The sequence below is a fragment of the Cupriavidus sp. TMH.W2 genome, from assembly GCF_050847365.1.
GTDB lineage: Bacteria > Pseudomonadota > Gammaproteobacteria > Burkholderiales > Burkholderiaceae > Cupriavidus.
Genome location: NZ_CP193793.1, coordinates 1,927,879 through 1,940,136 on the forward strand (window position 1 = coordinate 1,927,879; position 12,258 = coordinate 1,940,136).

Consider the following 12,258-nt stretch of genomic DNA (forward strand, 5'->3'; position numbering starts at 1 on the left):
GCCCCTCGGCAATACCGATCTGTTCGAGCTGCGTCCTTACGCGTCGGAAAACCGACGCTGCATGCATCGGCCTTCCGTCTAAAGCTGCGGGAAACAGGCATTCCCCTGGCACTTTGAGGCGTCCCAGCAACCGGACCCATTGCGCGAGCGCCAGACGAGATACAGCCAGGATTTATTCATGATTGGCCGAAAGCGGACGTTCATGATCACGATCGGCATGATGGGTGGCGCGACGATCGGTGTCGGCTGCCTGCCCACCTATGCCGCGGCGGGCATCATCTCGCCGATTGCGCTGTTCTGCCTGCGCATCCTGCAAGGATTGTCCGCGGGCGGCGAGTATACTGGCGCCCTGACCTACGTTGCCGAGTATTCCCCGGCCGCCGGCGCGGGCTCAACATGTCATGGACCACAGCGTCGTCAACCGTTGGCCTGCAGTTGTCGTTCCTCGTGATCCTGGCTTCGCGCACCATCGCCAGCGACGGCTTTGACGATTGGGGCTGGCGCCTGCCGTTCCTCGCCGCATCGGTGATGCTGTTGGTTTCACTGCTGCTGCGTGTTCGCATGGATGAATCGCCTGCGTTCCGCAAGCTGCGCAGCGCAAACAAGCTGTCGAAGGCGCCGTTGCGCGATGCATTGCTGGATCGCGCGAATCTCGGCCGCATCGTCATCGCCTTCGCTTTGTGCGCCGGGATGACGTCCATGTACTACATGGCTGCGCTTTATCCGACGTTCTTCCTCACCAAGTCCCTGAAAGTGGATCCCACCACGGTAAATACGGTGGTTCTGCTGGCTACCGCACTCTGCATCCCCGTGTTTCCTCTGGCCGGATGGGCCGCCGAGTTGTCGCAGGCGCTGCACGCGGCGCTGGAAAAGTACAGCTATCCCGGCAAGAGCGATCCGAAGGCCTTTAACGCAACGAAAGTGCTGCTCCTGCTGGCGCTCTTCTTCGCCAGCTCGATCCTGACTGTGATGACGATCGGTCCCGCGCTGGTGGAGATGTTCCCGACCCGCATCCGCTACACCTCAATGGGGGTGCCGTATAACCTCGCTACCGGCTGGGTAGGCGGGCTGTTGCCGACCTTCGTTTTCGCCATTGCGGCCCAGACTGGCAACATGCTCTCCGGACTGTGGTATCCCGTTGGCTGGGCGATCCTACAGATCCCGGACGGGATGCGGCGGGAATCCTACACTGTCAACTAGTTGGCTTGCTGCCATGACAGGACAGCGGTGGAGCGTCGGTGATCCCGCCCTCCCCGCACAGATAAGGTGACGAGCTCGGACGGAAGCCATCCTGGCATCCCCCTTGCTCTTTGCCATCAGAGAAGAATTTCGGGTAGCGATCCTCACCGCTTATCTCGGCTATTTCTATCGGGACATCCTGCTTCGCCCGGTCGCGAACATTCTTTCCCTGGACGCTGGACCGATTGAAGAAATCGTGGTCGATCGCATCAGTCCAGAAGACACGACCATTATTTCCAGTCCAACTGGAAATAACCCCTTGCTTGGAGCATCCCTCGGCGGTTTCGGAGGCTTTCTGGGCAGGCCTGCGCGCGAAAATGACTATCTGTGGGGCCGGCTGCACGGAGTCGACCGCCTGTTCGATATTCTTTTCGACACGACCCCCGCGCCATTGCGGGACCGCCTGGATATCACTGCGCTTAAAAAGCGTGCCTTTCAGTGCGTACTCGACGAGGAAGCTGCCCAGCTTAAATGCATTCCTGAACTACTGCGCGAACTTGCGGATGCGATTGCATCTATTTGATTCCCACCAAGGCATTCGCACTGAATCACAAAAAAATGGACAGTCCGAGGAAAGCAGACTGCCCCAAGTAGCATAGACGGTTCTACACCTTCACACCCCTCCGACTTTGCATTGTCTGGGCGACTCTCCGGTCGGCGCTTTGGCGTCAGAAGATGTGGCGAATGCCTGCTGCCACCCCGGTCTGATTAGTCTTGCCCGGAAGTTCGGTGATCGAACCACCGCTGACCTTGTTGTAGTCGATGGTCCCATAGACCTGGGTTCGTTTCGAAAGAGCGTACTCGGCCAACAAGACACCCGTGTAGCGCTTTCCACCGTTACCGGAAAGGCCGTTCACGTTCTTCGCATCGTCATAGTAGAAGACGCCGGTAACCGCGAGAGCCGGTGTCGCCTGGTAGGTCAGGCCCAGGTAGCCGATGGTGTCCTTACGCGGGTTGTCGATGAAGTTTCCACCGGCCGGGACAGGATTGGCGATCGAACTGGCAGCGGGGTCAGCATTGAGCGTCGCGTCGGTGATGCCGGTACGATCCTTGGCGCCAACATAGCCCAGGAACAGCTTGGTTGCGCCGACCGTGTAGATGCCCGCAGCGCCCCACATCTGTTGCCGGTTGCTGCTGGCATCGCGTACCTCCTGATACATGGCCCCGATGGCGAACGCGCCAATCTTGTAGGATGCGCGCGTACCCCAGTACTGGCTAGAGGTAAAGCTACCTGCCTTCTCCCCGAACCCATAGCTCGCCCCAAGGTCCAGACCGGAGAAACTCCCCTCATAACTTACGACGTTGTCAGAGCGAAACTGCGTCACCAGGTACGGCCATACGTTGGCCGTGTAGTTGCCGAGCGTCAACGGATCGAAGTCGCCGAAGAACTTGAAGACTTCCGTGTACTGGCGGCCCAGCTTAATCGCGCCCAGATCTCCAGCCAATCCGACGTACGCCTGTCGACCAAACAATCTTCCTCCTTGATTGGCACGACCAGTGTCCGGATCAAAGCCGTTCTCAAGCTGAAAGACTGCCTTCAGACTGCCCCCAAGATTTTCAGCTCCTTTCAGCCCCCATCGACTGTTCGTGATGGCGCCGTTGGTCAGTTGGACGAGACTGTGGTTGCTTGCGTCTGAGTTGGTCGTATAGCGCAGGCTTTGATCCACGATGCCGTATAGCGTAACTGACGACTGGGCGTGCACGCTGCTGGCCAGCAGCGCGCCAAACACCGAGGCCACGGCAATCTTCTTCATATTCCTCCTCATGGATTTTTCTTTGATCAGGTATCTTTCAATGAACCTTGCAAGTGGCGCCTACTCCCCTGAGCCTTCGGCCCCACTTCACCACGCGGTTGCTTATGGCAGCCGGACAGTCCATCGATTTGAGTACTGTCCATGCCTTCAATTTCTCCCAGCCAACTCGCGACGCGTGAAGATCAGCGCGCGCACAGGGAAGAACGCGTCGGATCGTCCGGTGACTGCACCACCAGACCGGGCGCATTGTGCCGGCCGGCCCGCCCCGTTGCTTGCATTGAGGCAGATCCATCTCTGCGGTTTTCTGCACAGGCGGAACGCCGCTGGCCAATTGGAGAGGATGGGACGGTGATGGCGCGCAATCATTCGACGCAGGCGAAGGGGCATTTCAGAAAAACGAGATTTACCTCTCCCCCTCGACAGGCCAAACTTCCCAGTGAGACAAGGAGGCAGGCAACTCCACAGAGACAGGCGTACGTGCCACGGCCGCTACGTCAAATCTGCTTCTCATTGCGCTCGCCATTGCCGATTTCATCGCCCGGCTAGTTCTCCGAACACGTTGGGGAACGAGCACCGACACCCAAGCGAGGTTGATATGCGTCCCCTGGATGGCGTTACCGTAGTTTCCCTTGAGCACGCCATTGCGGCACCGTTCTGTACCCGCCAACTTGCGGACCTAGGGGCTCGCGTTATCAAGATCGAGCGACCGAAGGTTGGGGACTTCGCGCGCGGCTACGATGAACGGGTGGATGGAATGTCCTCTCACTTCGCCTGGACCAACCGCTCCAAGGAAAGCCTGGCGCTGGACCTCAAGCATCACGAAGCCCCTGCTATCCTGGAGAAGATCCTTATCCAGGCCGACGTACTGGTGCAGAACCTGGCCCCGGGCGCAGCGGACCGCATGGGCCTGTCGTACGAAGCTCTGTCACAGCGCTATCCCGGGATCATCGTTTGCGATATCTCCGGATACGGCAACGACGGCCCCTACCGCGACAAAAAGGCCTACGACCTGCTGATCCAGGCGGAGTCCGGCTTCGTTTCCATTACCGGCACGCCGGAGAGCCCCGCGAAGGCTGGTTGCTCGATTGCCGACATTGCAGCAGGCATGTATGCCTATACCAATATCCTGGCCGCCCTGCTGCAGCGTGGCAAGACCGGAAAAGGTGCCCACATTGACGTGTCCATGCTCGAGGCCATGGTCGAATGGATGACCTATCCGCTGTACTATGCCTTCGACGGCGCCACCCCTCCCCCACGCGCCGGCGCCTCCCATGCAACCATTTTTCCGTATGGCCCCTTTGCCGCCGGCGACGGCAAGACCATCATCCTGGGGCTGCAAAACGAACGCGAATGGGATGCTTTCTGCCGCGTCGTCCTGGTGCGACCCGAGCTCGCCACGGATGAAAGGTTCGCCTCGAACTCGCTGCGCGCCAGGCATCGCGCGGAACTGACGGAGATCATCCTCGCCACGTTCTCTACGCTGACGGTCGAGGCAGTCGTTGAACGCCTGGAGCAAGCCCAGATCGCCAACGCCCGCATGAATGACATGCTGGATGTGTGGAACCATCCACAACTCAAGGCGCGCGAGCGCTGGACGTCGGTCCAGTCGCCAGTCGGCGTCATCCCGGCCCTCTTTCCGCCTGGCATGCCGAACGCGTTCGAGCCCCGGATGGATGCGATTCCTGCGCTGGGCCAGCACAGTGAAAGCATCCTGCTCGAACTCGGCTACGCGTCCAGCGACGTCGCGAAGCTGCGTGCCGAAGGCGCCCTCTGACCTCCTGAATCGCCCGCCGTGCCTGGCCTGCCGTCTGTGCACCCCTCATTGCGGGGCGCACTGGCACTACTCGCCATCTTCAAGCCATACCCATGACCTCTATCAAGACCGCACGCACCTATCTCTTCGTCCCGGCGAGCAGACCAGAACGCTTTGCCAAGGCGCATGCGTCCGGTGCTGACGTCGTCATTCTCGACCTCGAGGACGCTGTCGCCGACGGCGACAAGGACCGGGCACGCGAGGCTCTGTTCGACTACCTGGCCGCAGGAGGTCGCGGGATGGTCCGTGTGAACGGCACGCGAACCTCCTGGTTCAAGGACGATGCTCACCTGTGCCGTATGGATGGCGTGCAAGGCGTCATACTTCCCAAGACCGAGCAGGGCGCCGACATTCAATGGATCAGGCAACACCTGCGGCCCGACACGCCCGTACTGCCCCTCATCGAGACCGCAGCAGGGATGATCAATGTCCGTGAAATTGCCGGGACTCATGGCGTCGCCCGGCTGGTCTTCGGCACGGTCGACTTCCGAAAGGAACTCGGTATAGAAGGCGACGATCAGGAACTACTCTTCTTCCGCTCAATGCTGGTCCTCGCATCCAAAGCGGCCGGCATCGATGCCCCCGTGGACGGCGTGACACTGTCCATTTCTGACACCGCCGAGCTGCGCCGCGCCAGCGAGCAAGGCCGGCGCCTTGGCTTCGGGGGAAAGCTCTGCATTCATCCTTCGCAGGTGCCGGAAGTCAACGCTGCTTACCAGCCCAGCGATGCCCTGCTGAACTGGGCAAGACGCGTCCTGGAGGCGGCTCAGTCCCGCCCAGGGGCATTCCAACTGGACGGCGCAATGGTCGATGCCCCGGTCATTGCACATGCCACCGCACTCTTGCGGCAAGCCGCCCAGTCCCAGCCCTGATGCGGGCTAACGCGCTCGCAGACAATCCGTATATCGCCCCCTCAAGATGACGCAGATCCGTAGCCTCCTAGTCGCCAACCGAAGCGAAATTGCCATTCGCGTGATGCGTGCTGCCAGCGAACTCGGCATTCGCACGGTCGCCATTTACTCCTACCAGGATCGCTTTGCCCAGCATCGCTTCAAGGCCGACGAGAGCTATCTCGTCGGGCAGGGGAAAAAGCCCGTGGACGCCTACCTCGATATCGAAGATATCTTGCGGGTAGCAAAAGAGGCTGGCGTCGATGCGATCCACCCCGGATATGGCTTCCTATCCGAGAATCCTGAATTTTCCGAGCGTTGCGCGCAGGAAGGGATTGCCTTCATCGGGCCGACGCCCGACGTGATGCGCGAGCTTGGCAACAAGGTGGCGGCGCGGTCTCTGGCAGAGCGCGTCGGGGTGCCTGTCGTGCCTGCCACCAACGCGCTGCCGCATGACCTCGACGAAGCCCGGAAGCTCGCAGCGTCGATCGGCTACCCCCTCATGCTCAAGGCAAGCTGGGGTGGGGGTGGCCGTGGGATGCGGGCGATTCTGCATGAGGGCGAGCTTGCCAATGCCATCACCGCCGCGCGCCGTGAAGCCAAGGCAGCGTTCGGGAATGACGAGGTGTACCTGGAGAGATTCATCGCGCGGGCCAAACACGTCGAGGTGCAGGTACTCGGGGACACCCACGGCAACCTGGTCCATCTCTTCGAGCGGGATTGCTCAGTGCAGCGCCGCAACCAGAAGGTCGTGGAGCGCGCGCCGGCGCCATATCTTGACGACACCGCACGGCAAGCGCTGTGTGGGGAGGCACTCAAGCTCGCCAAGGCGGTCTCCTATACGCACGCGGGCACTGTGGAATTCCTCATGGACGCCGACACAGGGGCGTTCTACTTCATTGAAGTCAATCCGAGGATCCAGGTGGAACATACGGTGACCGAGGAAGTGACCGGCATCGACATCGTCAAGGCGCAAATTCGCATCACGGAAGGCGCTTGCATTGGCGATGTCTCATCCTCCGTCCCCACGCAGGAGAACATCCGACTACGCGGCCATGCAGTCCAGTGCCGCGTTACCACCGAAGATCCGGAGAACGGCTTTGCACCGGACCACGGCAAAGTCACCGCGTACCGAAGCGCCGCAGGCTTTGGCATCCGCCTGGACGCCGGCACGGCCTATACCGGTGCCGTGGTAACCCCCTACTATGACTCCCTGCTCGTCAAAGTGACGTGCAATGGGCGTGATGCTGATGAAGCTAACGAACGCATGAGCCGGGCACTGCGCGAGTTTCGTGTGCGCGGTGTGGCAACCAACCTGGCCTTTCTCGAAAATGTGATCGGACACGAGGATTTCCGCTCCGGTCGCTGCACCACCCGGTTCATCGACAATACGCCTGAACTCTTCACGTTTCGCCAGCGCCGAGACCGTGCGACCAAGCTGCTTAACTTTCTGGCCGAGGTCAATATCAATGGCAACCCGGATGTCAAAGGACGACCTGCCCCGCGGCACGTGGCGCCGGAACCGCCGCTGCCGACCGCCCCCCTGAACACTGCGATCCCTCCGGGGTCCAGAACCCTGCTAGCCACGCTCGGTCCACGGGCATTTGCAGAGTGGATGAAGGACAGCAAGGCCGTCCTGCTGACCGACACCACCATGCGCGACGCCCACCAGTCCCTGCTGGCCACGCGCATGCGCACGCGGGATATGGTCGCTATTGCTCCCCATTATTCCCGCCAGCTTTCGGACCTCTTCTCCCTGGAGTGCTGGGGCGGCGCAACCTTTGACGTTGCGATGCGCTTCCTGCGCGAGGATCCATGGGAACGGTTGGCCGCGTTGCGCCATGCCGTGCCAAACATCCTGTTCCAGATGCTGCTACGCGGCTCAAACGCTGTCGGCTATACGAATTACGCGGACAACGTTGTCCAGCATTTTGTCAAGCGGGCTGCGGCCTCGGGTATTGACCTGTTTCGGGTGTTCGATTCCTTCAACTGGGTCGAGAACATGCGCGTGGCCATGGACGCAGTACTGGACACGGGCGCCCTGTGCGAGGGGACAATCTGCTATACCGCCGACCTGTTTGATACCGCGCGCGGCAAGTACAACATCGGCTACTACGTCGAGCTTGCAAAATCGCTGGAGAGGGCCGGCGCACACATCCTAGGCGTGAAGGACATGGCCGGCATTTGCCGACCACCGGCCGCATTCGCGCTGGTCAAGGCGCTCAAGGAAGAGACCGGCCTACCCGTTCACTTCCACACGCACGATACGAGCGGAGCTTCGGTTGCATCCGTTCTCGCGGCGATCGAGGCCGGGGCGGATGCTGTTGACGGCGCCATGGATGCCATGAGCGGCCTCACGTCGCAGCCGAGCCTGGGCGCGATTTGCGCTGCGCTGGAACACAGCGACCGCAGGCCGGCAGTTGGTTACCGTGACCTACAGCCCATTTCGATGTACTGGGAATCCGTACGTCGCAACTACGAGCCGTTCGAAGCGGACATGCGCTCCGGCACTTCGGACGTCTACCGCCATGAAATGCCTGGCGGCCAGTACACAAACCTGCGGGAACAGGCGCGTTCCCTTGGCCTGGAAGATCGCTGGCCGGAAGTTGCGCAAGCCTATGCCGATGTCAACCTCATGTTCGGCGATATCGTCAAGGTAACGCCCTCGTCGAAGGTTGTCGGCGACATGGCGCTCCACCTTGTCTCCAATACCCTCAGCACTGCAGACATTGTGGATCCCGACCGGGAAGTCTCGGTGCCGGATTCCGTCGTATCAATGCTGCGCGGCGAGATGGGCTATCCCGCCGATGGCTTCCCGAAATCCTTGCAACAGAAGTTCCTGCGTGGCGCATCCCCGGTCGCAGGGCGTGCCGGCGCGCACATTCCGCCGGTCGATCTGGAGGTGGCTCGAGCCCAGGCTGAAGTGGCTGTTGGCCGCCGCCTTGCCGACAACGATCTCGCGTCATACCTGATGTACCCCAAGGTCTTCCAGGAATTCTGCGCACATCGCGATCAGTTCGACGATGTGTCAATTCTACCGACGCCTGTTTTCTTCTATGGGCTCGATGTCGGCCAGGAGATTTCGGTCGAACTGGAGCGAGGGAAGACACTGTTTGTCAGCCTGAGCGCGCAAACGGAGCCTGACGAGCAAGGCAGCGTCCGCATGTTCTTCGATGTCAATGGCCAGCCACGTCCGATACGCGCAACCAAGCGGAACGAAGGGAGCATCGCGCACTCCGCCAGATTGGCCGCGCCTGGCAACTCGCTTCATATCGCATCCCCCATGCAAGGCAGTGTCATCTCGGTGAATGTCAGCGAAGGACAATCGGTCGCGAAAGGACAAGCAGTAGCCGCCATCGAGGCGATGAAGATGGAAACCAGCGTTGTGTCGGAAGCCAGCGGAACGGTGAAGCAAGTCCTGGTGCAACCCGGCTCGCTGGTCCGCGCCGGCCAATTGCTGATCGAATTGCAGTAAGGCGTTCGATGGGCCACGGCCTGCCGCGCGTCCGGTGGCAGGTCGGTATGCCCCGAAGTCCGAGGCGGACATTCCGCTTCCTCGCCAGATGCCTGATAACCCTTCCGAGTTTCTACTACACCGAGCGCTCGAATAGGTATGGCAGCGGAGTCTTAAAGACCTATTACACACCCTGCCGTAATCTCGATACAGTATGCAGGGAAACACCGAATCGCTCGTAGAACGACTCTTCAAGATCACCACCGGTCCACCCGACCACAGCTTTGAGATCGGATAGAGGGCGCCCGGTCTGCATTGACTCGAACAGGGCGCGCATCAGTCGCTGCGTCCGGCAGATTTCCGTAAGCGCTGCACCCTGCGTGAACAACGTGCGGCGGACACTGCTGGCGCTGATACTGAGCGACCTCGCCACCAGTTCGGCATTCCAAGCACGTTGTGGCTGGCAGAAAACCGTCGCCGAGATCAGGTCGCGCAATGTGTGTTCTGCTCGCCGACTGGCCTCATATGAGGATGCCATCGCAGTGCCGATAACGGCACCGCGCCGGTCATCCAACTCAAGGCGGCAGGTCGATGCCGCGAAGAGGCTTCCGCCCATATGGAGATCGACAGGCTCGAAGGCTGGAATGTCGACGACCTGTCCTTCCCGCAAGGCGCGGTGGAAGCCGCGGCGGGTGACCCCATAGTGTCCGCCATAGAAGACGACCCGCAATGGGAAGGCGGGAACGAGGCCTGTCAGGGAGATGCGGGAACAACTACGAATCTTGACTTGCATGAGTTCAACCACTTGATGCTGCCTTCCCCAAGCTTGGTCACTTTTTCATGAAACGACAATTCGATAGTTTCGAAACCACCATTCGGCTCGGGGCACAAGGTTTCGACGCGATCGAAAGGCTCATTCCGAACTTTGGAATTGGAGTACGGCCCGGACGGATGCATAGTGAAGTCTCAGGAAACCGAACCAAGAGAAGTCCGATGGACGTTGTCAAACTGAAGGAGTGGATCGGCAAGACTGTCGAATCCCAAGACGAGATCACCGCATTCCCCCTCAAGGCGCTCGCGGCGACGCTCGACAGTCCCGATCGCGCACCAGGCCGCGGCGATGCGTTGCCCCCACTGTGGCACTGGCTGTATTTCCTTCCCCTGCATGCCCGGTCCGAACTCGGTGCGGACGGTCACGCCAATCGCGGCGGATTCCTGCCACCGGTCCCGCTCCCACGCCGCATGTGGGCCGGTAGCCGCCTACGCTTCCATGACGCCCTTTGCGTCGGCGACGCGGTCTGCAAGACATCGCGCATCCTTGATGTCAACGCCAAGACGGGGCGTACCGGCACCTTGGCGTTCGTGACGGTGGAACATCAGTACTTCGGGGCTGCCGGTTTGGCAATCACGGAAGAGCAGGACATCGTGTACCGCGAACAGGCGCCCCCCGGCGCGCCCTCTCCCGAGCCCGTCCTGGCACCGAACGATGAGGACTGGGCCCGTGAGATCGTCGCCGATCCCGTCTTGTTGTTCCGCTACTCGGCGCTTACCTTCAACGGGCATCGCATCCACTACGACCGTCAATATGCCGCCGCAATCGAGCAGTACCCGGGGCTGGTCGTGCACGGTCCCTTGCTTGCAACGCTTCTGATGGAACTGCTGCGTGCCAACCAGCCTGATCGCCAAGTCCGTAGCTTCTCCTTCAAGGGCGTGCGTCCGACCTTAGTGGGCCAGCGCTTTCACGTGTGCGGAAAGCTGAACGCAGGCGGCGACGCCGTTTCCTTGTGGATTCGGCAGGAAGACGGCGCGCTGGCAATGACGGCGACTGCAGAACTTAACTGAACCAACGATTTCGGAGACTATCCGTGCTGAACAAGATCGATGAATACCAGGAAATTCGCGAAGCGGTTCGCGACCTGTGCAGACAATTTTCGGCGGAGTACTTCCGTAAGGTTGACGAAGCGCGCGGCTATCCTGAGGAATTCGTTAACGCGCTGACTGAGGCGGGTTGGCTGGCAGCACTGATTCCAGAGCAATACGGTGGCTCGGGACTGGGTCTGACGCAGGCCTCAGTCATCATGGAAGAAATCAATCGTGCGGGCGGAAACTCGGGCGCATGCCATGGGCAGATGTACAACATGGGCACGCTGCTGCGACACGGCTCCGACGCGCAAAAGAAGACCTACCTGCCCAAGATCGCCAGCGGCGAACTTCGCCTGCAATCGATGGGCGTCACAGAGCCGACGACGGGCACCGACACGACCAAGATCAAGACCACCGCTGTACGCAAGGGCGACCGCTACGTCATCAACGGTCAGAAGGTCTGGATTTCCCGGGTTCAGCACTCCGACCTGATGATCCTGCTCGCGCGGACCACGCCTCTGGCCGAGTGCAAGAAGAAGTCCGAGGGTATGTCGATCTTCCTCGTCGACCTGCGCGAAGCCATTGGCAATGGCTTGACGGTCCAGCCCATCATCAACATGGTCAATCATGAAACCAACGAACTCTTCTTCGAGAATCTGGAGATCCCTGCGGAGAACCTGATCGGCGAGGAAGGCAAAGGCTTCAAATACATCCTGGACGGCCTGAACGCAGAGCGCACGCTGATCGCCGCGGAGTGTGTCGGCGACGGCTATTGGTTTATCGACAAGGTCACGAAATACGTCAATGAACGTGTGGTCTTTGGACGACCAATCGGCCAGAATCAGGGCGTACAGTTCCCGATCGCCAAGGCGTTCGTCAACGTCGAGGCGGCGAGCCTGATGCGCTTCAAGGCGGCCAAGCTGTTTGATGCGCACCAACCATGCGGCGCCGAAGCCAACATGGCCAAGCTGCTGGCGGCAGATGCCTCATGGGAAGCAGCCAATGCCTGCCTCCAATACCATGGCGGTTTCGGATTTGCCGCCGAGTACGACGTCGAGCGCAAGTTCCGCGAGACGCGTCTCTATCAGGTCGCCCCGATTTCGACGAACCTGATTCTTTCGTACGTGAGTGAGCACATCCTGGGTATGCCCCGCTCGTTCTGACCCGTCTTACCATCGGCGGCGGCGGATCTCCACCCTCGGGGGCACTGCCGCTGGCAACGATGCTTGCTCAGGTGCCCCGGAC

General features: G+C 60.5%; 10 protein-coding genes. 8 read left to right on the plus strand and 2 right to left on the minus strand.

The features are described from left to right. Nucleotides 1-178: 178 nt before the first annotated feature. From ACREYQ_RS26210 to ACREYQ_RS26220, 3 genes are all read left to right on the plus strand, one after another. Nucleotides 179-451, plus strand: coding sequence for an MFS transporter (locus ACREYQ_RS26210; RefSeq protein ID WP_432260898.1), 273 nt, complete (start codon nucleotides 179-181; stop codon nucleotides 449-451). Next, entirely contained in the window at nucleotides 397-1,200 is an 804-nt protein-coding gene (locus ACREYQ_RS26215) for a hypothetical protein (RefSeq protein WP_432260899.1), read from the plus strand. The genes ACREYQ_RS26210 and ACREYQ_RS26215 overlap by 55 nt, the downstream gene beginning before the upstream one ends. Before the next feature lie 103 nt (nucleotides 1,201-1,303). Continuing rightward, nucleotides 1,304-1,762 (plus strand): DUF3376 domain-containing protein, encoded by a 459-nt coding sequence (locus ACREYQ_RS26220; RefSeq protein ID WP_432260900.1) that lies wholly within the window; start codon nucleotides 1,304-1,306, stop codon nucleotides 1,760-1,762. A gap of 145 nt (nucleotides 1,763-1,907) precedes the next feature. Here ACREYQ_RS26220 and ACREYQ_RS26225 read toward each other — a convergent pair whose 3' ends face one another. After that, nucleotides 1,908-2,993, minus strand: coding sequence for a porin (locus ACREYQ_RS26225; RefSeq protein WP_432260901.1), 1,086 nt, complete (start codon nucleotides 2,991-2,993; stop codon nucleotides 1,908-1,910). 595 nt (nucleotides 2,994-3,588) lie between these two features. Here ACREYQ_RS26225 and ACREYQ_RS26230 point away from each other — a divergent pair. From ACREYQ_RS26230 to ACREYQ_RS26240, 3 genes are all read left to right on the plus strand, one after another. Then, complete coding sequence (locus ACREYQ_RS26230) at nucleotides 3,589-4,767, plus strand: CaiB/BaiF CoA transferase family protein (protein ID WP_432260902.1); 1,179 nt, start codon at nucleotides 3,589-3,591, stop codon at nucleotides 4,765-4,767. 92 nt (nucleotides 4,768-4,859) lie between these two features. Next, nucleotides 4,860-5,678: an HpcH/HpaI aldolase/citrate lyase family protein gene (locus tag ACREYQ_RS26235; protein ID WP_432260903.1), complete on the plus strand. Its 819-nt coding sequence runs from the start codon at nucleotides 4,860-4,862 to the stop codon at nucleotides 5,676-5,678. A 46-nt stretch (nucleotides 5,679-5,724) separates the two neighbouring features. After that, nucleotides 5,725-9,171, plus strand: coding sequence for a pyruvate carboxylase (locus ACREYQ_RS26240; RefSeq protein ID WP_432260904.1), 3,447 nt, complete (start codon nucleotides 5,725-5,727; stop codon nucleotides 9,169-9,171). 163 nt (nucleotides 9,172-9,334) lie between these two features. Here ACREYQ_RS26240 and ACREYQ_RS26245 read toward each other — a convergent pair whose 3' ends face one another. Continuing rightward, nucleotides 9,335-9,943, minus strand: a complete 609-nt coding sequence (locus ACREYQ_RS26245; protein ID WP_432260905.1) for a hypothetical protein — start codon at nucleotides 9,941-9,943, stop codon at nucleotides 9,335-9,337. Between the two features lie 200 nt (nucleotides 9,944-10,143). Between ACREYQ_RS26245 and ACREYQ_RS26250 the strand changes: the two genes are divergently transcribed. Together ACREYQ_RS26250 and ACREYQ_RS26255 are read left to right on the plus strand one after the other, a co-directional pair. Next, entirely contained in the window at nucleotides 10,144-10,992 is an 849-nt protein-coding gene (locus tag ACREYQ_RS26250; RefSeq protein WP_432260906.1) for an FAS1-like dehydratase domain-containing protein, read from the plus strand. A 26-nt stretch (nucleotides 10,993-11,018) separates the two neighbouring features. Beyond that, complete coding sequence (locus ACREYQ_RS26255; protein WP_432262660.1) at nucleotides 11,019-12,176, plus strand: acyl-CoA dehydrogenase family protein; 1,158 nt, start codon at nucleotides 11,019-11,021, stop codon at nucleotides 12,174-12,176. The last annotated feature ends 82 nt before the right edge of the window (nucleotides 12,177-12,258 follow it).

Excerpts from the sequence above, each read along its gene's own strand:
- ACREYQ_RS26210 (WP_432260898.1), top strand. The coding sequence starts at position 179 with ATGATTGGCCGAAAGCGGACGTTCATGATCACGATCGGCATGATGGGT.
- ACREYQ_RS26215 (WP_432260899.1), top strand. The coding sequence starts at position 397 with ATGTCATGGACCACAGCGTCGTCAACCGTTGGCCTGCAGTTGTCGTTC.
- ACREYQ_RS26225 (WP_432260901.1), bottom strand. The coding sequence starts at position 2,993 with ATGAAGAAGATTGCCGTGGCCTCGGTGTTTGGCGCGCTGCTGGCCAGC.
- ACREYQ_RS26230 (WP_432260902.1), top strand. The coding sequence starts at position 3,589 with ATGCGTCCCCTGGATGGCGTTACCGTAGTTTCCCTTGAGCACGCCATT.
- ACREYQ_RS26235 (WP_432260903.1), top strand. The coding sequence starts at position 4,860 with ATGACCTCTATCAAGACCGCACGCACCTATCTCTTCGTCCCGGCGAGC.
- ACREYQ_RS26240 (WP_432260904.1), top strand. The coding sequence starts at position 5,725 with ATGACGCAGATCCGTAGCCTCCTAGTCGCCAACCGAAGCGAAATTGCC.
- ACREYQ_RS26245 (WP_432260905.1), bottom strand. The coding sequence starts at position 9,943 with ATGCAAGTCAAGATTCGTAGTTGTTCCCGCATCTCCCTGACAGGCCTC.
- ACREYQ_RS26250 (WP_432260906.1), top strand. The coding sequence starts at position 10,144 with ATGGACGTTGTCAAACTGAAGGAGTGGATCGGCAAGACTGTCGAATCC.